Below are 25434 nucleotides of genomic sequence, written 5' to 3'. Positions count from 1 at the left end.
TCTCCCTATCACGTACAGGTGAGGTAAGAACAAAGCCGTTATGCAAGGTTCGCGACTGAGCAAGGATTAGTGCTTGTTTCTCACATGACGCCCTTTGCTGCAAGGCTAGCTGCCGCTATGGTGAGAGTGTAGGGAGCGCTCCGTCACCATACCGTTACACTCCAGATGCAAAAATGCTCCTGCAGAAAGAAAAAAATCTTACACTGCCATGCTCAAAACTGATTCAAGGTGGGAAAATTCGCCAAATTCATTGGCGAGAAGGCTAGGACTTGCCAACCGTGGATCAACGCCATTGCCTAACTCTAATCGGCTCGGCATATGGTAAAACGCAATTCCGCTATGCTGGCACAGGTGGAAGATGGTCTGCCAAGCGTCTTAAGGGCATGATAAGTATGAAAACGAGAAGCGTTGTGCTTGCAGGAGCAACAGGTCTTGTTGGGCGGGAGATGTTGACCAGACTTTTGGCGGACGCTTCGATTGGGGTGGTCCATGCACTTGTCAGGCGGCAGTTGGACCTTCAGCATCCAAAGCTGACAGAACATCTGGTGAGATTCGCTGCATTGCCGCAGTTCCCGGCAGTCGACGAGGCCTATCTTGCCTTGGGGACAACCATCAAAGCGGCTGGTAGCCAGGCCGCATTTCGTGCGGTGGACTTTGATGCCAACCTTGCCGTCGCCCGGGCCGCACAGGACGCCGGCGCCCGGCGCGTTGGTTTGGTAAGCGCGATGGGAGCGAATGCGCACTCGAACATCTTTTACAATCGTGTCAAGGGAGAAGTTGAGGAGGCCATCAAGGCCTTAAACTTTGAAGCTCTTGTCATAGCCCGGCCCTCACTCCTGACTGGCGACAGGGAAGCCCTGGGTCAACCACCACGAGCGGGGGAGAAGTTGGCCGCGGTCGGTGGTGGCTTGCTCAGGCTTTTTATCCCGGCAGACTATCGCCCGATTTCTGCGGCTAACGTGGCTCACGCGCTGCTGAACCGCGTGCCAACCGCGCGTGGCATCGAAGTCTTGCTTTCGGGCGCCATGCAGAGCTGAAATTCAATCAGCCCGTGTTGCCATTGAACGGCTACCGGAAAGAGCTGAGAATCACCCGGCCAAAGCTGGACTGAGGGGCTGCAGGACTTGAAACAACAGCTCGTGCGAATACCGAAGGCCTCGGTAGTACCGGCGCATTGCTGCTGGTTGCGGCGAGCTGCGGCAAGCAATATCAATGAACAATCCCTTATCTGCTTAGCGCTACCACACCGAAAGCACGCTATCGAATATGCTGAAATGCCAGTTGGCATAAGCCATAAACGGCCTCCCTTTCACTGAGTGGAACACTGTTAGAATTAAGCTTATGACGACGGGACAATTTCTTGCTTTTATCATTTTTCTCACTACCGCGGCTGCCGTTTACGCGTCATGGCGTGCCGGTAAGCCCCGACTGCTTACCATTCTGGTGGCCATTCTTGGCTTTGGCAGCGCCGCTCTATCGCTTTACAAGGACAGGCAAGGATCCGAGGTTCGGCAACCACAGAGCAACAGGACGGAAGAAATCGCCAGATAAGAACATCCATAGGATCAAGATGGCCGCTTCCAATCCTTAACAGGTTCTTCATTTGTTGCAGGGCCGCACCTTCTTCCGCTGCGCGTACCATCTGCGCGCCGTGCTGCACAAGGCCCATTCCTCAAGATACTCGCGTTGGGCCAAGGAGAGAACGTATATAGCAGCCTGAAGCAGCTTGAATTTCCTGATTGACGACAGCGGACCATGTTCCATTAGCTATTGACGTCTCCTGTCTTCGTAGCACGTCCATCGGCTAATCAGGGAACGGTATGACTCTGTATTGCGTCGCGGGAGTGCGAACGGGTCATGACCAGTTCATAAAAATCCTCGGGCGGAATTGGACTACTCAGGAAATAACCTTGAAATGCGTCGCATACGCACTCGTCAAGAAAATCGAATTGGCTCTGCGTCATCACACCTTCGGCAACGACCTTCAAACCAAGATTACGGCCCAGTGTAATGATGGTTCTTACCAATGTTGCATCCTCATGGTTCACCAACACGTCCTTTACGAAGGATTGATCGACTTTTAACTGCTCGAACGGCAATCGCCTCAGGTAAGACAGCGACGAATAGCCAGTACCGAAGTCATCCAATGAGAACTCTATGCCAATCGCTTTGAGCTGATTCATCTTGTGCGCAGTACCTTCGACGTCGTCGAGCAGAACACTCTCTGTCAGTTCCAGCTTCAACCGGAAAGGATTGGCGCCGCTCTTGTCGATCGCTGCAATGACTTGGTTCACAAATTCGGGATGACGAAACTGCCGAGCGCTGACATTCACAGCCAGGCTAAGCTGCGCGGTGTGCTCCCGTACAGCCCAATCCGCTAATTGGCGGCATGCCGTATCCAGTATCCATTCACCCAGTGGCAGTATCAGGCCGGTTTCTTCAGCAAGCTGGATGAAAACAACCGGGGAAATGATGCCGCGCTCCGGATGTCGCCATCGTAGCAGGGCTTCCGCACCAACGATGCGGCCGTCCCGGTCTACTTGGGGCTGGTAGTACAACAGAAAATCATTGTTCAGGAGACTGCGGCGCATACTCGTTTCCATCGCCACGCGTGCCGTGATGGCAGCCTGCATCTGGGGATCAAAAAATCGTATGGTATTTCTGCCGGCCGCTTTTGCCTGATACATCGCAAGATCGGCATGCTTGAGCAATTCGTCTACCGTCGCTGCCTTGCCCTGGAAGAGAGCCACCCCAATGCTCGGCGTGCTATGGTGTTCATACGAGTTTAGATCGTAGGGCACATTGAGCGCTTCACGTATCTGTTCGGCGATGGTGTCTGCCTGGCCAACTGCCTCGGTCAAGTGCATCCCCAGTTGATCGACGACCACGACGAATTCGTCGCCTCCCCAGCGGGCTACGGTGTCGCTCTCGCGCACCGCATGCGAGAGCCGCTGGGCGACCTGCTGCAGGAGCAGGTCGCCCATGTCATGTCCCAGCGTATCGTTAAGCGACTTGAAATTATCGAGATCGATAAACATGACGGCACCTGCGCCGCGGCGCCGGCTATTGGCCCCTAGTTCATGTTCCAGTCGATTCATCAGCAGCTGGCGGTTAGGCAGGCCAGTGAGTGGATCGTAAAAGGCCAGCTGATGAATCTCACGTTGTGCAGCCTTGCGTTCCGTCATGTCAGTGTGAATCGAGAGTATGGAATAAGGTGCGCCATTGTCATCTCTTACCAACGTGGAACGGCCATCGACCATGAAACAGGTTCCGTCCTTACGCCGTACCGTCAGTTCGCCGCGCCACTCACCTGCTGCCAATACCTGCGTCACTATCGCAACGAATGCCGTGTCGTCTTCGCAGCTTAAGGTTTGCCCGGATCTGCCAAGGGCCTCTTCCTTCGTCCAGCCATACAACCGTTCTGCACTCTTGTTCCAAAAAACGATCTTTCCGTCCATGGTGACGACGAAGATTGCGTCCTGTGCCTTATCAAGCAGCGAGGCCTGCTCACGTGACCGGCGCTCGTTTTCGGTTAAGCTGGCGATGGCACGTTCCCGTTCAATGACCACGCTCACCATGTACGAGCAGGTTTTGAGCAACTCCATTTCCGCCGGATCCGGCAAGCGCGGCGTACCCGCATAGACGGCAAATGTGCCATAAACCTGCCCGGTGCTGCCTTTAATAGGCATCGACCAGCAGGAGCGCAGCGCGCAGCGCAACGCGAGATCGCGAAAGTCTTTCCAGAGCGGATGGGTGCTGATGTCTTCAACGATGACCGGCTCGCCCAGATAGGCTGCCGTCCCGCATGAGCCGACAACAATTCCTATTTCGACACCATCAATGCCTTCGATGAATTCCTGTGGAAGCTTCGGCGCGGCACCGTGGCGCAGGCGGCGTGTTTCCGGGTCGAGAAACAAGACGGAGCAACTGATGCTGCTGTCTTGCGATTCCGCAAGATCGATAACGGCGGTCAGGATTTCACCAAGGGGAGCGCCGGCAGCAATGCGTTCCATGATCCGCATCTGCGCATTTGCAAACAATTCTCGTCGGTGGCGTGCGGTAATGTCCTTGAAATAAATGGCCAGTCCATTGCTAATAGGATGGGCGTGAACTTCAAACCATTGCTCGAAGGGCGCATAGTAGTTCTCGCATTCGATTGGTCGCCTTTCCTCCATGGCGATCCGATAGTGAAGTTCGAGCTCTGTTCCGACGATATCCCTGAATACTACCCAGAGTTCCTGGCCGAGAAGGGCATGTCGAGGCTGCTGTAAAAGAACTTCAGCGCTTTTGTTGATGAAGGTAAAGCGCCATGCCTGATCAACCGTAATGAACGCATCAGTGATGTCATCCAGTGTGGGTATCAGACCTTGTGGCGACGCGACGGGGAATGCATTCATTTTTTCTCGCCGTTCAGTGCCCTGCAGTTTTACGCTTACACGTCGAGGCAAATCCTATGTTGCAACATGACGCAAGAATTGGCGAGTAAAAAGCACACCTGCGATGTCGAAGATCATATCCCGAGTCAGCCATTCCACTTGGAGATAGGTTTCCAGCAGCTTTCGCAGTCTTCCCGCTTGCGGCCGCCGTCAGCAGTCTTGCCGTTTTCCCGGCGCTAAAAGTGGCCCCGATGCCTATAAGCGAATGGAGGCCCGCCAAAAAGTTTACGATATTGATCTTGATATGCCAGCTTTGTTTACGGGTGTTTTTCCGTGGCCGAGATGCACCGGATATCGGTCGTGGTTTGCATGCCTTGCAACTCGACAAGTTTCCCGCTGCATCTTTCTTCGCGTGCGCCGACGACGCTCAAGTAGCATTTAGAATGGAAACGTGAAGAATGTCAGGCTCAATATCATTACCGCTGCCCAATCCGTATTACTTCAAGAGGAAGGAGTTTCCATGTCATATAACCGCCGCTCCAGGAATGTCACGCAAGGGGTCGCACGCAGTCCCAACCGATCGATGTACTACGCAATGGGCTATGAGAAGGAAGACTTCGACAAGCCGATGATCGGCATTGCGAATGGCCATTCCACCATTACCCCTTGCAATTCAGGACTGCAGCGGCTGGCGGATGTGGCTATAGCTGCCGTCAAGGAGTCCGGCGCCAATCCGCAGGTGTTTGGCACACCGACGATTTCCGACGGCATGTCGATGGGCACGGAAGGGATGAAGTATTCCCTCATTTCGCGGGAAGTCATTGCGGACTGCATCGAGACAGCCGTCAATGGACAATGGATGGACGGCTGCGTCGTCATCGGCGGATGCGATAAGAATATGCCCGGCGGCATGATAGCACTGGCCCGGATCAACGTTCCCGGCATCTACATTTATGGCGGTACCATCAAGCCGGGGAAATGGAAGGGCAAGGACCTTACCATCGTTTCTGCGTTTGAGGCAGTCGGGGAATTCACCGCGGGGCGCATGTCCCAGGAAGACTTCGACGGCATTGAGAGAAACGCCTGTCCTTCCTCCGGCTCCTGCGGCGGAATGTACACTGCGAACACGATGTCTTCTTCATTCGAAGCGCTCGGAATGGCACTGCTTTATTCTTCCACGATGGCAAACCCGGATGAAGAAAAAGTGGGGTCAGCCGCAGCGTCGGCGCGCGTATTGGTGGAGGCAGTCAAACGTGATCTGAAGCCACGTGACATTATCAGCCGCAAGTCGATTGAAAACGCCGTTAGCGTAATCATGGCAACGGGCGGTTCCACCAATGCAGTTCTGCACTATCTTGCGATTGCAAACGCCGCCGAGGTCGAATGGACGATTGATGACTTTGAGCGCATCCGCCGCAAGGTACCGGTGATATGCGACCTTAAACCATCCGGGCAATATGTGGCGACCGATCTGCACGCTGCCGGCGGCATCCCGCAGGTGATGAAGGTTTTGCTGAACGCCGGCCTTTTGCACGGCGACTGCATCACCATTACTGGCCGAACGCTCGCTGAAGAACTCAGCGAAATACCCGACCAGCCGCGAGCTGATCAATCCGTCATCTTTCCGATAGACAAGGCGATATACCAGCAAGGCCACCTCGCGATCCTGAAAGGCAACCTGTCACCGGACGGTTGCGTAGCAAAGATTACCGGGCTCAAGAACCCCGTCATCACAGGACCGGCGCGCGTCTTCGACGACGAGACATCGGCCATGGATGCCATTCTGGGCGACAAGATCAAGGCGGGGGATGTGATGGTACTTCGCTACCTCGGTCCGAAGGGCGGCCCCGGAATGCCTGAAATGCTTGCCCCGACTTCCGCCATCATAGGAAAGGGACTTGGGGAATCGGTCGGGCTCATCACGGATGGGCGCTTCTCCGGCGGCACCTGGGGGATGGTGGTTGGGCACGTGACTCCCGAGGCGTTTGCAGGAGGCACGATTGCGTTGGTTCAGGAGGGGGACAGCGTGACTATCGACGCACTCCAACAATTAATTCAATTAAACGTACCGGATGAAGAGATTGCGCGCCGCCGTGCAAACTGGAAACAGCCTGCCCCCAGATACACGCGCGGCGTGCTCGGCAAGTTTGCCGCCCTTGCGACTCCAGCGTCTCAAGGAGCGAGTACATGTTAAGCGCCATGTTTCTTACCGGTTCTTGCCAGTAATCCGAAGTCAGCGCAAACCGCTGCGCTGGCTGCGAAGCTGGCGTGAGCGGAGCAAAGAGATCGCGGCTGCCTATTGACTGCGGTGGATGAGACCCCGTGGCGTGGAGAGTGATTAGAAGAGGCTGCACTACAGGCGCGTAATGCAGCCTCTTGTGCCTCCCAATAACGCCAGTCCTCAAGCGGCACATGAAAATATTAGCAGCTATGCAACAACGCGCCGTTGTCGGAAATCATGCCGAAGATGCATCCGTTCAATGAACTCATCTTCTCGCGAATTTTATTATGAGCCTGCAATAGGTCATTTTCATCAACAATAGGTCTCGTCATGCGAAATACACCGCCAATACCTTGGCAAGGGCGGTGCCGTTGAAGACATCAAGCCACCAACGGAACTTATCCCTGTCTTTTCTTCCCTACAGTTTTAGGCAGTAACTAGTGGTGCAAGTTAAAAATTTGTTGATCAAATGGTGGACGAGAATCATGCCGATACGGCGTCAACAATGCGCAACGCGTGACAGAGGCGCGGCCTTGCTGTGCTTTTTTCCTTGTCTCGGCATGATTTCGCCACATTTGCTTTTAACAAGTTTCCAGCTCGCACCACTAGGTTAGTGCAATGAGTGATGTTGTGGTCCTTGCAAACGTGCGGGAAGCCGAAGTTTCCATGCAGTCCGACTAAGCATTCATGTTTCCGCGACAGTGGGCGACTTTCTATAGCGAGAGATATCTCAAATCTTTCGCCACGCGGAAAAATACAATAATGACAATGCGATTTTTCAACGGTTACAGTCAATGGTGTATGTGATACTCACCCGCCAAGCCATCGCCAGTCTTGCCGATAAATTCGTGGATGGCTCGACAGTCATCTATATGAATGCCGGGGTCTTGACTGATGAAGAGCTTGCAAGAATGCGTGCCGACGGCATTGCGGTCAACGTCCTGCCCCGCGCGGTCGACATCAACGCGCCTTTCGAAATCGATGAGGTGGTGCAAGCGCTTCGCCACACGCATGGTGAGACTATCTGGGTAGAGCATCCTTTTACTTCGTCTGAAACAGAACGGAACGGCGACCGGTCGCCCGAGCCGGTACAGCAAGAACGTCCGTTGATGCAAACCCTGCTTGCACTCTCGCAGCAGGCGCGCGCAACCACCAGCTGGACATTCCATAGACTGAAGCGCCTTTCTGACACGGACGGCACGGTGATGGTGATTCCGTACATGGGGTTTGGCGTTGCTGATCGTTTCGTGTTGCAGGGCAGGGTAATCAAGGACGAGGGATTTCACCCGCCAAATAAAACCCGCTCTGCCTGGTCGAACTTTTTTGAATTGTACAAACGCATCGATTCCAGTGAAATTCCCGGCGTTAAAGTAATAGCACGGTTCCAGGACATCGAGCATGAGACGGTCACCAACAGCGCAGGCTATTTCCATGTCGAGTTTCGTCTGTCCGAACCATTGAAGAATTCCGGCTGGCACAAAGTGGAACTGAGGCTTGGCAGTCCGGCGCTTCAGTCAGGAAAGGCGCCCCCCGTCTATGCGCAAGTGCTGGTTCCGCCATCGACCGCACGTTTCGGCGTCATCAGCGACATTGATGATACTGTCCTGTGGAGCAATGTCACCAATAAGGTCAGGATGCTGAAGATGCTGGCAATGACGAACGCGTATACGCGCAAGCCATTCAGGGGCGTGACCGCTTTTTACTGTGCGTTGCGGGACGGTATCGGTGGAGATGAAGGAAACCCGATATTTTATGTATCCAGCAGCCCTTGGCATCTCTATACACCGCTGGTCGACTTTCTCCAGGCCCAGGGTATTCCTTTAGGCCCGCTGATGCTGAAGGAACTCGGAGTGAAGCATTTGTTCGGCCGCGACCGTCACCACGGACACAAGCTCGGCAACATAGAAAAGATACTTCAGACCTACCCAGGCCTTCCCTTCATTCTGATTGGCGATAGCGGGCAACACGATCCGGAAATCTACCAGGAGGTCGTGAAGCGATATCCCGACCGCATACGTGCCATTTACATACGCAATGTCAATCCGGATCCGGAGCGGATAGAAGCACTTGACCGCCTGATTGAAGAGGTTCGCTCCACCGGCACTCAACTGCTGCTGATACCCGATAGTGAAGCTGCGGCTGCCCATGCTGCTGCCGAGGGGCTGATTGATCCCCACGGAATGCAACAGGTACGCACGGATAAGAAGAATGACAGCGGATTGCTCTTGAACCAAGGATGAATCACTTTTTGGAACAACGCTCATGTCCTTGAACCCGGACGAACCGATGGTACGTGCTGTTTGCCATTGTCCGTCAGGCCGAAGCAGGACGAGAGCGGAGGGCAAAGGTCGTCCAAGCAGAAGGCGAACTGCAGGGATCGGAGAAGTCAACGCAAACTGCCCAAGTCCTGGAGCGCGGCGGCAGGGAGCCATGCCAGTGCGTTATATGCGGACATGGCCAACATGGCCAACATCGCTGTCGGCAAGCCGACAACCATGGTTTTTTCTCTGCCTCCAGTGTTATTGATATGAATGTCGGAACTCGCCCATAAACATCCCTCAAAGAACCAGGCTTGGCTATCCGGACGTAATAAAAACTAGCGTTTCAGGCGCATAGCTTCGTCATCGCCCAGTTACCAGGTTTGATAACGTTTAGTAAATCCCAATTAAATAGTAGGTCCCGATCACGACGAATACCGCTGACGTTGCAATCACCACCGAAACAGCGAATATGTCACGGTAGGACTGCCGATGAGTAAGGCCGGTAACGGCCAACAAGGTAATGACTGCGCCGTTGTGCGGCATGGTATCCATGCCGCCGCTGGCCATCGACGCGACGCGATGCAGAACTTCCAGGGGGATATTGGCAGCGTTGGCGGCTCGTATAAAGTTATCGGCTAGCGCCGCCAGCGCAATGCTCATTCCACCCGAAGCGGACCCGGTTATTCCCGCAAGCAAGCTAACGCTGATCGCCTCGTTAATAAGCGGATTAGGTATGTTTTTCAACGCGCCGGTGATCCAGGCAAAGCCAGGCAACGCAGCGATCACCGCGCCGAATCCATACTCTGATGCCGTGTTCATTGCCGCCAACAATGAGCCGGCGATTGCCGAGGTCGAACCTGCTGCGAAACGAGAAGCGACGGATTTGAAGGCAAAGAGCATTACGCACACAATGCCGCCCAGGAGCGCGCCCTGTACCGCCCAGATGGCGACCAGCGGGGTGACTTGCACCGTAAGCGGTTGACCGGAAATGTTGAGCGTTTGCGTACTGCCAAAGTAGACGGGAATAAGGCTTGTGAATACCTTGTTCAGTACGCCTACCAAGATCAGGGGCAGTACCGCGATATAGGGATTGGGCAGTGTGACTTCATCCAGCCTTTCCGGTTCATTTTGGTGGTTGTCGCCATATCCTTCCCCGGCGCGGGCCGCAGCCTTTCGGCGCCACTCAAGATACAGCAGTCCAACCGTGAAGATAAACAGCGTGCCGATGATGCCAAGCCATGGCGCCGCCCACGTGGTGGTTTTGAAGAACGTAGTAGGGATGATGTTTTGGATCTGCGGAGTGCCGGGCAAAGCCGCCATGGTGAAAGTAAACGCGCCCAAAGCGATCGTTGCGGGAATGAGTCGCTTCGGAATATCACTCTGCCTGAACATTTCTGCGGCAAACGGATATACCGCGAAGACAACCACAAATAATGATACGCCGCCATAGGTCAGCAGCGCGCACACCAGCACGATGGAGAGAATGGCTCGCTGCTTTCCCACCAGCCCGATCACCGCTGTCACGATCGATTTGGAAAATCCCGACAGTTCAATGACCTTGCCAAACACCGCTCCCAGCATAAATACAGGAAAGTATAGTTTGATGAAAGCCACCATCTTGTCCATGAAGACGCCGCTAAACATCGGCAGCACCATTGAAGGATCAGTCAGCAATACTGCGAGCAATGCACATATCGGCGCAAACAGGATTACGCTGTAACCACGATAGGCGGCAAACATCAGCAGTAGCAGGGCGGACAAGACGATGAAAAAATCCAATTGGCATACTCCTGATGATGAATTCATTAGTCACTGGAACGCTAATGAATCGTGCGTGAATCCGATGTGGCAACACCTTTCATTCGGCGGCAGGCATCCAGTGTCTGCTCCCGGTGCGGGCGTAATGATAATTGCTTATGCGTGCCTTGCTTTGATCTGATCCCGTATTCCTTGTAATCTTCAGGAAAGATTTATGGCCGACATGACCCCGCATCGGCATTACGACCACGCTTTCGTAAAAATATCCAGCTGTCGAGGTAATGCAATTCCACGCCATTCCATACCATGGAATCGTGTCGTTCCCGTCCGCCCGCGTTGTGCTCGTTACTGATGCGAAAACAACTGATAGACTCGCCAGAGCGTTTTCGCCCTGACTGACCTGGTCGAATTCCCTTGATCCGCATAGCCAGCAATGCCTGGTCCGGTACCACGGACGGGTGGCAATAGACCGATCTCGCCAGAGGTAGAACTGCTGATGCTCGACGGAAGCTGGCGCCAAAACGTCCGGTCAGACTATCAGCCAGCGAACGCATGCGAGAAGGCCTTATAGCTCTTAAAGTACATCCCGAAGCACAAGCTGGTCGAGCGTCAGATCCGCTACCATGCGTTTGAGTCTGGCGTTCCCATCCTCAGGTTGCCGGAGTCGCCGCAGCTCAGACAGGCCCAGCTCGCTGCACTTCTTGCGTCGGTTATGGATGCTTGCATCGGCCACGCCCACCTTGCGGCGCACTTCAGCGACGGATGTCTCCAATCCAGTCTGCCTCAGGGCAAGGGCGTTTTGTTCCGTGGTTCCGCGGCATAGCGGATTGCTTTACGACACATACTCCTTCGCACAATAGAAAAATGCGCCGAATTTCCTAAGTCACGCTTGTCCAGTTCCCAATGTGGCGCCATCGGCGCCTGGTGTACGTAACCGACATGGTCAGTGGCATATTTCCAGGCCAAGAGGTAAGGCTTCCCGCAGCATTTTAAGGAGCGTATTTGCAGGTACCGGCTTGCTGAAGAAGTAACCCTGCATCAGCACGCAGTCCTCTACTTTGAGCATATCAATCTGCGTGCTCGTTTCCACTCCCTCGGCAATAACATCGAGGTTCATGGCATTGCCCAAAGCGATGATCGCTTTCACAATCGCGGCATTGTCAGCATCAATGACGATGTCGGAGACAAACGCCCGGTCGATCTTGAGTGAGTCGATAGGAAAACGGCGCAAATAACTAAGGCTGGAATAACCTGTTCCAAAGTCATCGATGGCAAGCTTCACGCCAATCTGTTTCAGTTTGTGCAAAGTCTCGTGCATTGTCTCCGGCGAATCCATCAGCACGCTTTCGGTCAATTCAAGCGTCAGGTGTTCCGGAATACAGCCGGTCTCTTTCAGGACTGCCCCAACAGTTGCGGCAATATCTGTCCTGAACTGACGCGACGAAACATTGACTGAAACACTCACCGAGGGAAAGCCCTCGTCGACCCAGCTTTTTGCCTGTCGGCAGGCTTCACGCAGCACCCACTCTCCGATGGGTACGATAAGCCCGGTCTCTTCGGCAATCGATATGAACTGGTCCGGGCTGATCATTTGCGATGCAAGCGGTTGCCAGCGCAATAATGCTTCCACACCGACAATCTGGCCCGTGTTGACGTCGATCTGTGGCTGATAGTGGAGAACGAACTCGTTGCGTTCAATGGCTCGCCGGAGTCCGCTTTCAATATTCAGGCGATTGAGAATCGTCTCATTCATTCCCTGTGAATAGAATTCAAAGGTGTTCTTTCCTCCTTCCTTTGCCCTGTACATTGCCGTGTCGGCGTTGCGAAGCAAGGTCTGGCTATCGGTTCCATCCTTTGGATAGAGGCTGATGCCGATGCTGCAGGTTGGCAGGAACTCGACGCGTTCGATCGTGATGGGCTTTGCGACGGCTGCCAGGATCTTCGTGGCGACCGTCGCCACCTGTTCCACCTTCACTATGTCCTGCAACAGGATGACGAACTCGTCTCCGCCGATGCGGGCCACGGTATCACTCTCCCGCAACTGCTGAGACAGACGCCGGCTGATCTGCTGCAACATGATATCGCCCGCTTCATGGCCGAGGCTGTCGTTAACATCCTTGAATCGGTCGAGGTCCAGAAACAGTACTGCCATCTGCTGGTTTTTGCGGGCAGCCACCGTGGTCGCCTGAAGCAGGCGGTCTTGAAGCAAGACGCGGTTTGGAAGCGTAGTCAGGGAATCATACTGCGCAAGCTGAACGAGTTTTTCGGCGGTCTGTTTTCGCTCCGAGACGTCTTCCAGAACAACAATAAAGTACCGTGGTTCGCCGGTGTCAGCACGAACGAGTGATAAGGTGAAGTGGCTCCATACGTAACGGCCATCCTTATGTAGATAACGCTTTTCATGCGAGTAGGACTTGATTTCGTTGCGCAGTACCTTTGCCAGCAATTCCGTGTCTTTCTCACGGTCTTCCGGATGGGTAATCGATCGGTAGTCAAGGTTTTTCAGGTCTTTGTCGGAATAGCCGAGGATTTCGCGCAGGCGCCGGTTTGCACGCAGTATTCTCCCTTCCTTGGAGAGATGTGCCAGACCGACTCCCGCAAGGCTGAAAGTAAGACGGAACCTTTCTTCACTGTCACGCAGCTCCATTCTCGCCTTGACCCGTTCAGTAACATCTTTGGCGATCATCAACAGGTAAAGGTTGTCGTCAAGCTGCACGCGTGTAATGCGAAAATCAAGATGCCGCATGCTGCCGTTTTCGTTGGAACTCACCAGGACGCCAAGTACGGCTTCTCCGGTTTTCAGGACTTCTTTTGCCCGCCCGGATAAGGTTTCATCTGCGATCACATCCAGGAACGGCACGCCAATGACCGTTGATTCGTCCACCTGTAACAGGCTTTGCATGGCAGGGTTGATGGAACGGATAGACAAACTTTCGTCCAGGACGATCAGTCCGGTCGGAAGTCCGGTAATGATCTTTTCAGCGTATTCCTTGTGACGTATGGTCTCTCGACGGTCGGCCTCAAAATAAGTTTCAAGCGCCAGGCTCATGTCGAAACAAACGACTTTAATCAGTGCGTCGTACGCTTCCAGCATAGCCTTGGGCGTCTCACCGTAAAGTTCGTGGATGATGGGGAGGAGCGAGGAAATATACTTGCGATAGCCACCGATATACCACTTCGGATCCAGACCGATCCGCTGGTGGACAACACCGATGCGCAAGCGCTCCGCCACATACTGACCATCATAGTGGCCGGAGGTGAGCGTATCGAAATAATGGGACTGCGATTTCTTTAGCTGCGCAAGCGTCGCGGGGTCACTCAGCATTTTCCGCAGGGGTGGGAATTTGAGCAGGTGGTCGTAGAAGACATCGGCAATATCGGTAACATGATCCTCAAGCCGCGCATGCAGGTCCGTCAAGAGCTCCGCGTCGTGCGAGGTAAATTCCAGATAGTTCTTACGCTGTTCTATCTCGGCATCGGACAAACCGATGTGGTTAACAATCCTGGTCAATGTTTTGTTATGTGCTGATCCTGCATCTGTCATTGTTATTCTCGTGATATCTTGACGCGCCGCATCCGATTACGGATGAAGCCAAACCCATCAGGGTCTATGCCGCTTGAAAGCGGTAACAGACCGTCTTGGTACAAGGGCCGCCAACCGTGCGGCGGCAGCCACAAAACCTTAAGTAGTATTGCTTAATGGATTGTGAATTTAATTTGATCCAGATCAAATGGTTAAGACAAAGCGTTTATAACGAACTGGCTCTGTTAGGCGACCGCGTGAAGGATCTTTCATCAGTGCTGCAGTTTTCGACGATGCGCTCGCACGGGAGAAACAGTTCGAAACAGGGCGAAAAAGGACGAAAAAGGGCGGCCGGATCGCCGTGCGTTGATTCCGATTGCTTGCATGCCAGCCCTCTTCATGGTGTGTCGCGCCGTGCGCGCTACCCATCTGCCCGGTGGTACTCCGACGGGATGCATCCGCAACCTTTGCGCATAGACCGCGGTCAGAGCGGGCATGAAGCAACTCACTTGTTTAATCGTGGCGCTGGCAGGCGCAGCCGCTTGCGGCTCGGCCCTGGGGCAGGAGCATGGATCAAGGGAAAGCAGCGGAGTCATCAAAATGGCGCCTGATAAACCGCCAGCCGGGAACGTCGGCGCGCAGGGAACCACGCCTGTGCCGGGGCCAGCGCGGGAGCACGGCAGCCGCAGCCAGATTTCGGACTTCTGCGCATCGGTCAACAGAGAGGCGCGGGATGCCAATAACGAACTGAGTCCCGCATTGGAGGGACGCGTCAGCGGCAAGGGTAGATTGCGTTTCCATAGCGCACCCAATACCGGCTGTCGAGTTCGCAACAGCTTCATTGTTCCCGGCGACGTGGTGATCGCACGCAGACGCCATGGTGAATGGCTGCTGATAGACTATGTTTCGCGTGACGGGGTCATGCACTCGGCATGGGTTGATGCAGCGCGTATCGCTTTGAAAGAATCTGCGGCCAGACCCTAGATCGTTTTCGGCCTGACTGTAGAAGAATCGGTTTGCCCTGGGGGCAGGTCAAGCCGAGGCGACCGACCATTCACCTGCATTCCGCTCCAGAACCTGCCGCAAGGTGGGCGCGGCCTGCAAGGCCGTGGGCTAGCGAAAAGGCGTCATAATTCCATGCAGATCGCGTGGCTGACCGAGGTTTCGTTTATCTCCACCGCCCGCTACAGTTTGCCGAGGGCGGCTTTGGTCGCGGTGGATGGTTGAATCTGTTCTTGTTAGGAAAATCATTTTTCGAGGTGGTGTCCCATGGCTGAAACTATCCATCCTTTCTACCAATTGCATCTGGCAGCCATGGAAGGCGCTATGCGCCAGCGCCTCAACCTGGCCGAACCATTGTTGCGCGACCGTGCCCACCTCTCCGATATCGACGAAATCCACCGACAGGTGATGACTGAGTTCGAGGCCGTGCTCACCCAGATGCCCTATGTCGGGGGTGAGGCCAGCCGCATGAGCGATTTCTTCATGCGTCTCCTTGGCTTCATCGCCATTGGCCGGGTGCTCCGGCGACACGGTGTGCCCCTCCCTGTCATCGCCGACATCGAGCGGGAAACCTATAAGGCCCAACTGCTTACGGAACCCGAAGAGAAACGTCTTGCTGCGGGCCGTCAATTCATGTCGTCTGAGAACCAGGCATTGGTGCGAGAGCAAGCCGCGAAAAGTGCCACGCGAGATCATCAGCAAGCGTTTCCCGATGATTTTGTCTACGACTTCGTCGAGCCCGGTCCGGGTGATGACTTCGAGTTCGGCATTGATTACAAGGCCTGCGGCTTCTGCAAGTTCGCGGCCCGCCATGGCGACCATGAGATTTTGCCGAGCATCTGTGGTCTGGATTTCGACGCCTATGCCACTCGAGGTATCCATCTGGAGAGGACGCAGACATTGGCGGGCGGTGCAAGCCACTGCAACTTTCGGTTTTCCCGGCTTCGGTCGGGGTAGGGGATGAAGCAGGCGATTTGCCGGAACCCCCAAGTCACGTCTGTCATCGTTCCCGGTGCAGAGACAGGGTTTGGCAATTCGGGAACGTCACCAGCTTGCCTCAGGCGTCCTTCGGCCCCGGAGGGAAGAATGCCCGGATATCCCCTATGCGGTCCTGTCCCGCCACTTTCTGGTAGGCGCTCAGCAAGGGGCCGGGGTCGAGGTGCGGCACCGGCGTGAAGCGCTTGTCGCCGGCCTTGGCGAGATCCCAGTTCTCGAAGCCGCACAGCAGCGGGTCGACATCGAGGCTGACATAGTTGCGGCAAACAAAAGGCCTGTGTTCATAGATGGAACAGGCGTCGTCCACCAGGAAGGTGCACGGCGTGTCGCGGCCAAAGTCGTGTATGCGGGGCGGCACGTAGTCAAGTCGCAGCTGCACCGCGGGACGGCCGATCGCGTGGCCTATCGCATCGGCTTCCGTCTGCGACATCATTACCCGCTGCTTGCAGCACGCGGAGCATCCCTGCTTGCAGGCGACATGTTCGCCTGCGTACGAACGCACCTCGGAAACCAGTGCCTGGATACGGATCATCTTGTTCCTGCGCGAACCGCCTTCCGCAAGCACACGCTGCAGCTTCGCCACCAGTGCCGGTTCGGAAGGCGCGAAGGCCTGGTCTATCTGGCGCGTGACCGTCGGGACGCGCTCTTCCAGCACAGCCTTGCGTGCAACGATACGTGCGAATATGTCTTCCATGATTGTCTTCCCGTTTTTCCCGATCATGCCACGAACGCAGCTGCCGGACAATGTGCCGCGAGATACGCCTCACGTCCGGTAGACATGACCGGCTGTTTAGGCGAGGGTCTTCCGGGATTCGCCATACAAATGCGCTGCTTCCTAAGCTGCACCGGCACGGAATTGACGCCTAGAGTCAGTAATCAGGCGGTTATGGTGAGTGTTTGTGGAAATGCATCATTAAAGTTAGGCGCCCGGTATGGGGCATCCATCATGTAAACCACTGGCATTGATCTCCGCAACGCAGATGTGTAGCCCGCAGCATGGAAATCCACTCCTGATATTAACTGCAGCTCCGAGGGCGCAGTTGGGGTGAGCAGGAAGCCAGCTTTTTATCAACTTCCTGCAGTTCATTAGGATCTAAGCAAGATGATGAGTTGCCAGAAGCGGACAATCAGGAAAAGCTTGAACAAGATGCGGCTAGAGTGACCGGCATTCCGGGCGGTCATTAAAATGATCGGAAGACGATATTGTTTTTACCGCTTCTCTTTACTTCATACATCAATCCGTCGACCATTTCGAGTGCTTTGTCGATGGTCTCGGGCACAGTGTCAAAGGTCGCTACGCCAATGCTGAATGTTACCGGCCATTTCATGGCTTTCATTGCCGAATCGAGTTGATCTCGCAAATGGGTAATAGTCTGATACGCTGCGGTTTGCGCTGCTTCTGGCAGAAGTATCGCGAACTCGTCGCCTCCCAAGCGACTCACCGAGTCGACTTGCCTCACATGCCCACGCAAGATGACTCCAACTCTGGCCAAAAGCTTGTCCCCGACGTGATGGCCGAGCGTATCGTTCACCTGTTTGAAGTTGTCGCAGTCAAAATAGATGAGAGAGAAACGGGTGGGATAGCGCTTTGCACGGTTAAACTCGGATTCGAGTGCATCATAGAACCCGGTACGATTCAAACACTCAGTGAGCCGGTCATGCCGCGCAAGACGGTTAACGTGATCAAATGATTTCTTCAAACGGCTTTGCATCCATACAAGTAAAAGCGCGGCACCAAGATCGCTTGCAATGTCCAGATACCAGTTGATCGATGCAGAGTCCCCAACTCCATCGTAGATGCTTGAGCACATCTGAACGATTGTCATTGATAGACTTAGTACTACGCCCCAAGTTGCCCCGGCGTACCAGGTGACAAAAAGAATGGGCAATAGATGCAACAACAAAAAGCTAACATGGTATGTCGTGGTGACATCAAGTAATGCGATCATCGCGAAGCCAATCAGACTAAGCGCGAGAGCTCGGTTCTTTGAAACTTTCATCGTAGTCTACGTTGCTCCATTGCAAAAATTCTTGATTTTTTCCATGGTGGATATCAATGCGCAAATCCCTTTGCCCTAAGAAGCTTAATGCTCATTCGGTACAGACCGATTGCCTTGTGCAACAGTTACGCAATCAACAAGTTAAGCTTTTTGCCTGGCATTGATCACACCCCTATGGTACTGCCAACAGGAACCCACCTAGCCAGCCAATGTACTCGCTAAGGAGGTGTTTTGCGTTGGAGCCCGCTTGGGGGCGTACTGTGCCGGTGGGATTTGAATGAGCCGGAAGCGCTTATGTTACGAAGCCGGTCACTGCTCAATCTGTAACGATTTGGCGCCCTTTCCCGCACCGGATGAAGAATCCGCGCGCCTTTGAACACTTCCTTGACGGTTGGCGCCTTGGTCGGCTCGGGGAACCCTGGTCGCGGTGCCATTTTACGAGGTGTCAGAAGGCGAGGGCGCCGAAGCGCTGGCACAGCGTATTGACCGAAAGCGTTTCGGCATGGTCGGCCAGGTAACTGGGAGCACTTTCTGCCGTGGCGGGCAGAAAGCCGCCCCATTCGATCACGAATTGGAGAATTGCCCCGTGATACGCTCCGCGGGTGTTATCGCGGGTAGCAATTTTTACGTACCGTTCGAGCTTTGACATGCGGAAGCCGGCGACATGGGCTACGGATTGAAATACGAGAATATGGACGAAAATCGCATCAATGCCGGTTGATCCGATAATCCATGTCTTGCTCAATCGCAAACCGTCGATGGCAAGTCCATCATGTGCCAGTCCCTTGGACGGCAGAAGTAAAAAATCAGTCAGCTACCTGCTTGGCTGACTAGGCGGTGTTTGATAAGCTGCTGCGCGATCCGGATTGGCGCCCGCGGTGCTCGGCGTACAACCGTACGCGTGCGCTCCTCGGCGCCAATCTGAACCGCTCGCAACACTTATTAAACACAGCCTAAGCCAAACGGCAAAACAGACTGCGCATTTTTATTGTGGGACGAGTTTGCCAGCGGCTTAACTGCGAAAAACTCATCATCTGGTCTACGTGGAAAGCGGGTGACAAATGTAGTGCCTGATGCCGCGCTCGACGCTACCGTGACGTCACCGCCATGCAGCTCAACAAATTTCCGAACAATGTAGAGGCCCAGTCCTAATCCCTGCGCGTTCTTTTGTATCGTTTGTCGGCTCACGAAAGGCTCAAAGATCGTCTTCAGCGCCTCGGCCGGTATCGAGCCGGCGTTGTGAACACTGATTGAAATCGACTGCGGATCGGTGCCATCGATGCCTACCTTGATAGGTATGGCGTCGTCACCATGTTGTAATGCATTGCTCATCAAGTTGGAAAATACTTGTTGAATGCGGTCGACGTCGGCAGTGCCGATGGTATTACCCGCTGCTTCGATGATGATGCGTCCATTCTTTCGATAATCACCTAACTCGTCTGCCAGTTGTCGGCATTGCTCGGCGTAGTCCGTTTCTTTCCCATGCAATTTCATGCCGCCGGCGCGAATTCGTGCGACGTCAAGCAATTGCTCTACCATTTTTGTCATACGGACGGTACTTGACTGCATGAGCGTGGCAGCCGTACGGATCATCGGATCCTGCGATATCTTCAGTAGGAGGTCAGTACCATTCAGTACTGCAGACAGGGGGGTACGCAAATCGTGGCCGAGCACAGCGACAAATATCTCGTTCAAGGCTAGTGCCTGTTTCAGTTCATCGAGTTGTTTCGCCAACTGCTTTTCTTTGGCATGAAGCTCGACGAAGACATTTACCTTGCTCTTTAAAATGGCTTCGTCAATCGGCTTGTACAGAAAATCGACCGCGCCCAATTCGTATCCGTGGAACAGATTCTTCGATTCACGCGCGCCGGCGGTCAAAAATATCAAGGGAATACTGCTGGTACGTGCGCTGCCGCGTATCAGGGCTGCCAATTCGAATCCATCCATCTGTGGCATCTGCACATCGATCAGGACCAATGCCACCTCTTGCACGAGTAGCACTTCGAGTGCTTCTGCACCCGAGGCGGCTTGGATGATAGTCAGGCCGGGGCGCTTGAGCAGGGCTTCGATCGCCACCAGGTTTTGTGGCACATCATCCACTACAAGTACGTTGATATCGTCGCTCATGCTTTGATTTCCTTGGGAACCATGCCGGCGCCTGTTAACAATTCCACCATTTTACCTAATGTCAGCACGGAATCGGCTCCAGCGTGTTTGATTGCCGCTAACGGCATGACTGCGGCCTGTGCTTCGTCCGGATCCTGTACCCAGCCCAATCCGCCGCCATTGCGGATTGCCTTCAATCCCGCGGCGCCGTCGCTGTTGGCGCCACTCAAAACAATGCCAAGCACCTTCGAGCCATATGCTATGGCAGCCGATTCGAACAGCACATCGATCGATGGCCGGGAAAAATTCAGCGGTTCATCGCAGGATAGCGAAAAGTGCCTCTCGGGTTCGATGAGTAAATGGTAATCCGGTGAGGCAAGATACACTGTGCCTGGAACGATGGGCTCCTTGTCTTCAGCCTCTTTGACTGGCAGCTTGCAATGGCGTCCAAACAATTCGGGTAGCAAGCTGGACCGATTAGGTGGCATGTGCAATACCAACGAGACTGCGGCCGCGAGATTGGCGGGAAGGCCCGCCAGCAACGCACTCATGGCCTGGATGCCGCCGGCGGAACCGCCGACGACGATTAAATCGATTTGGTGTGAGCTTGAAGGTGTAATAGGCATGATACTCACCGGCGCTGATAGATTTTTTCGGATGCGGCAAAGTCGATGAAGCGGGCGGCGTGCTTGCTGAAGCGCAGGCTTTCTTTCGCGCCCAATCCGAGAAATCCGCGGTGCACCAGTGAGTCGGCGAATAAACCGACTGCACGGTCCTGCAGAACAGGATCGAAATAAATCAAGACATTGCGGCAAGATACAAGATGCGCCTCCGAGAAAACGCTGTCGGTGGCGAGACTATGGTCGGCAAATACCATGCGACGGCGCAGCGCGCGGTCGAACAGTGCGCCGTCATATCCGGTTGTGTAGTAATCCGATAGAGAACGGGTGCCGCCGGCTTGCTGATAGTTGCTGCTGAATCCGGCAATGCGTGCAAGATCATAAATGCCGCTCTCGGCTTTCTTGAGGGCGGCAGGGTTGATGTCTGTCGCATAGATCAAGGTATTGTCGAGCATGCCTTCTTCCGCAAACAGGATTGCCAGCGACCAAACCTCTTCCCCGGTGCTGCAACCGGCCACCCAGACCTTTACTGAAGGATAGGTCTTCAGTACCGGCACGACCTGTTCACGCAAAGCTTTGAAGTAGCGGGGATCACGGAACATTTCGCTGACCTGTACCGTGAAATACTGCAACATCCGCGCAAAGACGGCCGGTTCATGCAATATCCTGCTTTGCAATTCTGATACCGTATCGCATTCGAACTCTGCCATCGCCTGGCAAATACGCCGGCGGAGCGATGCAATGGCATAATGCCTGAAGTCATGCTGGTAGGTGAGATAGACCCCTTCCAGCAACAGTTTTAGTTCGATATCGAAGCGCGCATTAAATTCTGACAAGTTACACCTTATTTAGGCAGCCAAACCCGGCATAACGATACCAGTTTATCGACATCGATCGGCTTGGAGATATAGTCGTTCGCGCCGGCTTCCAGACAACTGCGACGGTCGTCCGGCATCGCCTTGGCCGTCAGCGCGATGATTGGCAGGCGTTCGAACTCCGGTTTTTTGCGGATTTCCTTCATCGCGGTGATGCCATCCATTTCAGGCATCATCAAGTCCATTAAGACCAGGTCGATTTCGGAATTCTGTTGCAAGGCGTTCAGGGCTTCCTTCCCATTGCGCGCGATTCCAATCTTTGCTCCCAGTGGCTCAAACACACTGGTCAGTGCAAAGATATTACGTACGTCATCTTCCACCAGCAAGATCTGGCGTCCTTCGAAGACGGCATCGCGCTGCCGCGCCTGTTGCAACAGTTTTTTATGATCTGGCGGAATCGAGGACTCTACCCTGTGCAGGAACAGGGTAACCTCATCAAGCAGCCTGTCAGGGGACTTTGCACCCTTGATGATGATTGAACGCGAGTAACGCCGCAACTGTTGCTCCTCATCGCGCGACAATGTCCGGCCTGTATAGATGATCACTGGAGGAAATGCGTATTTGTCGCCGGCCGACATTGTCTCGAGCAGCTGATAGCCCGTTGCATCCGGCAGGTTCAGGTCAAGCACCATGCAATCGAAGGTTTGGCTTGAAACGAACGCCAAGGCTTCCGCAGCGGAGCCTGCGGTGATTATTTCAATGTCATCAGCCTTCAGCAATAAACCAATGCTCTCGCGCAGTCTGACGTCGTCTTCCACGACTAGTACCTTGTGCGCACGTTTGTGCAGCTTTTCCTCAAGTCGTCCGATCGCTGACAGAATGTCTTCCCTTGCAACCGGTTTCAATGCATAGCCAACCGCACCCATCTCGAGAGCAGTCTGCATATGCTCTTCCACCGACAGCATATGAATCGGAATATGACGTGTGCCCGGGTCGCGCTTGAGGTGATCAAGCACAGTCAATCCGGACTGGTCAGGCAGGCCGACATCCAGCAAGATCCCGTGAGGCTGCAATTGTTGCGCCAATTCGATCGCTTCCTGTCCGGTTGCGGCAATAGCGCAATCGAATCCTGCTTCGCGTACCAGATCCAGAAGGATGTCGGCGAAATGCGCATCATCCTCGATCGCCAGAATCATCCGCTCGCGCTTGCGGGCGAAGCGGTCGTCGGCGCGCGTCGACGGCGTGGGCATGGATGGACGCCCCGTACGAACCGCGGCCAACGCGGAGGTCACGGGTTCCGCCGCCTGCACTGAAGTTTGCACTAGCGCCGACGCAGGTGCCGACGCAGGAGCCGCGGCAGGTTTGGCAAGCGGTAAGGCGGTGAGGTCGGCCGCAATTTCAAGCGTGAAGGTGCTGCCTTCCCCTTCCATGCTTTTCACGCTTATCTGCCCTCCTAGCAGACGCGCGAGCTCACGCGAGATGGATAGCCCAAGCCCCGTACCACCGTACTTGCGGCTGGTCGTGCCGTCAGCTTGGCGGAACGCTTCGAAAATGACATCCTGCTGGTGTGGCGCGATACCGATCCCGGTATCTTGCACGGCAAAGGCGATACGTCCTTTGGCGACGCGGCGGATATGCAAGGTCACTCCGCCTTTCTCCGTAAACTTGCACGCGTTTGACAGAAGATTCTTGAGTATCTGGTGTAGCCGCTGGTTGTCGGTGTGGATAACCGATGGCATATCAGAGGCTATCTCGACCGCGAAGTGTAAGCCCTTGTCGCGAGCAATCACGTTGAACGGCTGTTGTACTGTGTCGGCAATCGACTGCACTGAAACAGGCTCCGGGACGATCTCGACATGCCCTGACTCGATCTTTGATAGATCGAGGATATCGTTGATGAGCGCCAACAATTCATTATTCGAGGAGTAAACCGTTTGCGCATATCGCACTTGCTCCTCGCTTAAATTACCTGACTTGTTCTCCATGAGAATCTTCGACAGGATCAGCGAGCTATTTAGTGGTGTACGTAATTCATGCGACATATTCGCAAGGAATTCCGACTTGTAGGTGCTGGCACGGCTCAATTCATCCGCCGTTTTCTGAACGGCGCTGTGGGCCTGGAGCAGCTCGTGTTTCTGTGCTTCCAAGCGTTCGGCTTGCTCTTCCAGCTTTGCGTTGGTTTGCTCAAGCTCGGCCTGTTGATTTTCCAGACGCGCCTGCGACTCCATCAAGGCACGCCCCTGTTCTTCCAGTTCCTCGTTCGAGACGCGCAATTCTTCCTGCTGCGCCTGGAGCTCCTCGGACTGGCGCTGTGTCTGTTCGAGCAGCTCTTGCAAGTTCTGGCGATATTCGGCCGAGCGGACGGCGCTTCCGATCTTGTCCGCGATTAATTGCATGAGTTCGCGTTCATTGTCCAACGGGTCATCACGCAGGAAGCCAAACTCCATCACTCCGGAGATTGTTCCATTTTCGGTAATTGGCGCGACCAGCACACTCGCGGAAGCTGTGCTGCCCAAGCTCGATTCGATACGCAAATAATTGGCGGGCAAGGTGTGCACTACCAATGGCTTGCCGTTCTTGGCGACTTCACCGATCAGGCCTTGACCTAGCGCTCTTTGTGAATCCTGTTTTTCTGCCGCCAATGCATAGCTCGCGCTCAGCTGCAGCTTGTTGTCCTCAATGCGATAGAACACGGCAGTCTGCGCATTTAGGTATTGTGCGAGTGCATGCACGATCTTTTCCGATATCTCCGCGACCGTGGGTTCGCCCATGATGTTGCGTGCAACCTCGGCGCGGCCGCGTTCTAGCCACATGAGGTGATCGGCCAACAGCCGTTCATTGATAATGCGCCGCGTGAGATAAGCGACCCCCAGGACCGCAAAGAATGCAAATGACCGGTTCACGATGGCGATGCGTGGTAAAGCACCCTGAGGCGATAACATATACCCCAGGATCAGGAGCGGCAATAACAGAATTGTGATCCTGACTGGCAGATCGGGATTCTTTTGCCTTACGCACAATACGATTGGAATAACATACAACATCCATTCCGCATAGCCGAGTGGCGTCAAAGCGTCAATGACGAAGACGAGGGCACTGATACTAAGCAGCTGTGCTAAAACCATGCGGGTCGATTTGTCCATTCTGTCCTGTGCTTATAGACGCATTGGTCATGCGAAAAGGCGATAGTTTACAGCATCATCATCAGCATCAGCGACAACGGTTTACAAACCGGCAAGCATGTAGGCATTCAAATAATAGTGTTGGATAATCCGGGCTCACGCCGGGTGGTGAATATCGCTAGTGCGACAGGCACAGCGTATGGACCGGAACAGACTCTGAAGAGAATTAAGAGCGTCTATCCAAATGCCGCTTGCCGCGTCGCGCCTCCTTGCCGTAGGTCTGTACTGCCTTCGTCGGCGCGCATTGCCATCGTCATGTTGATAGACGCTCTATGCCCCCCTGATTTGCACGATTACGTCCCAAAACTGGCCATCGGGGCCGATAATCGGCCGCGTCAGCTGGTTGCTCAAGCGCCTTGGTACTCGGCCCGAAAGCGGTTTTTTGACAAAAAATCGCTCGCATGCATGCGTCAAGTGCACGCGGGAATGCCCGCAGTCCCCAGGATTAACGTCCTTCACCCCCAGGTCAGAACCGGAATTTTGCAAGTTAAGATTGCAGCTCGTGCACGGCATTGGCGAAATCGGCCATCTGCACCGGTATGCGGTGCTGTTTGCAGCAGGCGTGCACCCCGTG

15 protein-coding genes and 2 pseudogenes are annotated in these 25434 nt (G+C 54.4%); 6 read left to right on the top strand and 11 right to left on the bottom strand.

Annotated elements, in window-relative coordinates:
* Positions 1-392 precede the first annotated feature (392 nt).
* Positions 393-1037: an NAD(P)H-binding protein gene (locus tag FH061_RS03575; protein WP_151633087.1), complete on the top strand. Its 645-nt coding sequence runs from the start codon at positions 393-395 to the stop codon at positions 1035-1037.
* Between the two features lie 771 nt (positions 1038-1808).
* On the opposite strand, the gene FH061_RS03570 is transcribed toward FH061_RS03575, so the two are convergent.
* The gene (locus tag FH061_RS03570; RefSeq protein WP_151633085.1) at positions 1809-4397 is read right to left on the bottom strand and encodes a sensor domain-containing protein; all 2589 of its coding nucleotides are present in this window, start codon (positions 4395-4397) and stop codon (positions 1809-1811) included.
* 499 nt (positions 4398-4896) lie between these two features.
* Here FH061_RS03570 and ilvD point away from each other — a divergent pair, with 499 nt between their 5' ends.
* The 3 genes and pseudogenes from ilvD to FH061_RS31735 all read left to right on the top strand — a co-directional run.
* On the top strand, positions 4897-6570 hold the full coding sequence (gene ilvD, locus FH061_RS03565) for a dihydroxy-acid dehydratase (RefSeq protein ID WP_151633083.1): 1674 nt from the start codon (positions 4897-4899) through the stop codon (positions 6568-6570).
* 821 nt (positions 6571-7391) lie between these two features.
* Positions 7392-8837 (top strand): App1 family protein, encoded by a 1446-nt coding sequence (locus FH061_RS03560; protein ID WP_151633081.1) that lies wholly within the window; start codon positions 7392-7394, stop codon positions 8835-8837.
* A gap of 62 nt (positions 8838-8899) precedes the next feature.
* Positions 8900-9128 (top strand): annotated as a pseudogene (locus tag FH061_RS31735) (slipin family protein); the annotation flags it as partial.
* A 120-nt stretch (positions 9129-9248) separates the two neighbouring features.
* Here the strand turns inward: FH061_RS31735 and FH061_RS03555 are convergent.
* The 3 genes and pseudogenes from FH061_RS03555 to FH061_RS03550 form a co-directional block, all read right to left on the bottom strand.
* Entirely contained in the window at positions 9249-10664 is a 1416-nt protein-coding gene (locus tag FH061_RS03555) for a GntP family permease (protein WP_404822417.1), read from the bottom strand.
* 526 nt (positions 10665-11190) lie between these two features.
* A pseudogene (locus tag FH061_RS31730) lies at positions 11191-11415 on the bottom strand (IS3 family transposase); the annotation flags it as partial.
* Between the two features lie 144 nt (positions 11416-11559).
* Positions 11560-14160 carry an EAL domain-containing protein gene (locus FH061_RS03550; protein ID WP_151633077.1) on the bottom strand — a complete coding sequence of 867 codons (2601 nt, stop codon included), beginning with the start codon at positions 14158-14160 and terminating at the stop codon, positions 11560-11562.
* 579 nt (positions 14161-14739) lie between these two features.
* Here FH061_RS03550 and FH061_RS03545 point away from each other — a divergent pair.
* Together FH061_RS03545 and FH061_RS03540 are read left to right on the top strand one after the other, a co-directional pair.
* Positions 14740-15123 carry a hypothetical protein gene (locus tag FH061_RS03545; protein ID WP_151633076.1) on the top strand — a complete coding sequence of 128 codons (384 nt, stop codon included), beginning with the start codon at positions 14740-14742 and terminating at the stop codon, positions 15121-15123.
* Positions 15124-15408: 285 nt separating this feature from the next.
* Positions 15409-16098 carry an L-2-amino-thiazoline-4-carboxylic acid hydrolase gene (locus tag FH061_RS03540; RefSeq protein ID WP_151633074.1) on the top strand — a complete coding sequence of 230 codons (690 nt, stop codon included), beginning with the start codon at positions 15409-15411 and terminating at the stop codon, positions 16096-16098.
* A gap of 100 nt (positions 16099-16198) precedes the next feature.
* On the opposite strand, the gene FH061_RS03535 is transcribed toward FH061_RS03540, so the two are convergent.
* The 7 genes from FH061_RS03535 to FH061_RS03505 form a co-directional block, all read right to left on the bottom strand.
* Positions 16199-16831, bottom strand: a complete 633-nt coding sequence (locus FH061_RS03535) for a YkgJ family cysteine cluster protein (RefSeq protein WP_192804884.1) — start codon at positions 16829-16831, stop codon at positions 16199-16201.
* Between the two features lie 487 nt (positions 16832-17318).
* On the bottom strand, positions 17319-18137 hold the full coding sequence (locus FH061_RS03530) for a GGDEF domain-containing protein (protein ID WP_151633070.1): 819 nt from the start codon (positions 18135-18137) through the stop codon (positions 17319-17321).
* A gap of 445 nt (positions 18138-18582) precedes the next feature.
* Positions 18583-18882, bottom strand: a complete 300-nt coding sequence (locus tag FH061_RS03525) for a hypothetical protein (RefSeq protein ID WP_151633068.1) — start codon at positions 18880-18882, stop codon at positions 18583-18585.
* Positions 18883-19079: 197 nt separating this feature from the next.
* A complete protein-coding gene (locus FH061_RS03520) occupies positions 19080-20264 on the bottom strand; it encodes a hybrid sensor histidine kinase/response regulator (protein ID WP_151633066.1) in 1185 nt (394 codons plus the stop codon).
* Positions 20261-20869 carry a chemotaxis protein CheB gene (locus tag FH061_RS03515; RefSeq protein WP_151633064.1) on the bottom strand — a complete coding sequence of 203 codons (609 nt, stop codon included), beginning with the start codon at positions 20867-20869 and terminating at the stop codon, positions 20261-20263. Before FH061_RS03515 ends, FH061_RS03520 begins: the two co-directional genes overlap by 4 nt.
* 5 nt (positions 20870-20874) lie before the next feature.
* A complete protein-coding gene (locus FH061_RS03510; protein ID WP_151633062.1) occupies positions 20875-21699 on the bottom strand; it encodes a CheR family methyltransferase in 825 nt (274 codons plus the stop codon).
* An 8-nt stretch (positions 21700-21707) separates the two neighbouring features.
* Positions 21708-24821: a response regulator gene (locus FH061_RS03505; RefSeq protein ID WP_151633060.1), complete on the bottom strand. Its 3114-nt coding sequence runs from the start codon at positions 24819-24821 to the stop codon at positions 21708-21710.
* Positions 24822-25434 lie beyond the last annotated feature (613 nt).

The sequence above is a fragment of the Noviherbaspirillum aerium genome (assembly GCF_008929045.1).
Classification (GTDB): Bacteria; Pseudomonadota; Gammaproteobacteria; order Burkholderiales; family Burkholderiaceae_D; genus Noviherbaspirillum; species Noviherbaspirillum aerium.
The sequence above is the reverse complement of the archived record's forward strand: the minus strand, read 5'-3'. Positions and strand labels throughout refer to the sequence as shown.

Coding starts and splice junctions, on each gene's coding strand:
- FH061_RS03575 (WP_151633087.1), top strand. CDS start 393: ATGAAAACGAGAAGCGTTGTGCTTGCAGGAGCAACAGGTCTTGTTGGG.
- FH061_RS03570 (WP_151633085.1), bottom strand. CDS start 4,397: ATGAATGCATTCCCCGTCGCGTCGCCACAAGGTCTGATACCCACACTG.
- ilvD (WP_151633083.1), top strand. CDS start 4,897: ATGTCATATAACCGCCGCTCCAGGAATGTCACGCAAGGGGTCGCACGC.
- FH061_RS03560 (WP_151633081.1), top strand. CDS start 7,392: ATGGTGTATGTGATACTCACCCGCCAAGCCATCGCCAGTCTTGCCGAT.
- FH061_RS03555 (WP_404822417.1), bottom strand. CDS start 10,664: ATGAATTCATCATCAGGAGTATGCCAATTGGATTTTTTCATCGTCTTG.
- FH061_RS03550 (WP_151633077.1), bottom strand. CDS start 14,160: ATGACAGATGCAGGATCAGCACATAACAAAACATTGACCAGGATTGTT.
- FH061_RS03545 (WP_151633076.1), top strand. CDS start 14,740: ATGGCGCCTGATAAACCGCCAGCCGGGAACGTCGGCGCGCAGGGAACC.
- FH061_RS03540 (WP_151633074.1), top strand. CDS start 15,409: ATGGCTGAAACTATCCATCCTTTCTACCAATTGCATCTGGCAGCCATG.
- FH061_RS03535 (WP_192804884.1), bottom strand. CDS start 16,831: ATGGAAGACATATTCGCACGTATCGTTGCACGCAAGGCTGTGCTGGAA.
- FH061_RS03530 (WP_151633070.1), bottom strand. CDS start 18,137: ATGAAAGTTTCAAAGAACCGAGCTCTCGCGCTTAGTCTGATTGGCTTC.
- FH061_RS03520 (WP_151633066.1), bottom strand. CDS start 20,264: ATGAGCGACGATATCAACGTACTTGTAGTGGATGATGTGCCACAAAAC.
- FH061_RS03515 (WP_151633064.1), bottom strand. CDS start 20,869: ATGCCTATTACACCTTCAAGCTCACACCAAATCGATTTAATCGTCGTC.
- FH061_RS03505 (WP_151633060.1), bottom strand. CDS start 24,821: ATGGACAAATCGACCCGCATGGTTTTAGCACAGCTGCTTAGTATCAGT.